Source organism: Streptomyces huiliensis, from assembly GCF_020037025.1.
Taxonomy (GTDB): Bacteria; Actinomycetota; Actinomycetes; order Streptomycetales; family Streptomycetaceae; genus Streptomyces; species Streptomyces huiliensis.
Window position 1 is genome coordinate 1 of record NZ_JAIQLH010000564.1, and the last position, 279, is coordinate 279.

1 protein-coding gene is annotated in these 279 nt (G+C 82.1%); it reads left to right on the plus strand.

What is annotated here, in order from left to right; all coding sequences use genetic code 11:
* A partial coding sequence (locus JNW98_RS35875) for a hypothetical protein (protein ID WP_223772421.1) occupies positions 1–279 on the plus strand: 279 nt, incomplete at both ends.

Below are 279 nucleotides of genomic sequence, written 5' to 3' on the forward strand. Positions count from 1 at the left end.
CGCGGCGGCCGAGGCCGAACGCCGGACCCGCGCCCGGCTCCCCGAGGAGCACCGCGAGGCCGGCGCCGACCGCCTCGCCGCCCTCGACCGCGCCCACCGCGAGGAACTCGGCTCCCTCACCGCCGCCCGTCGCGCCGAGGCCCGCGCCGCCGAGGTCACCGCCGAGCTCGCCGCCCTCGAACGGCAGGCCCGCGCCGACGAGGACGCCCTCACCGACGACGCCGACTGGCTGACCGGCTGGCCCGCCCTGCGCGAGCGGCACCAGCGCCGCCTCGACGC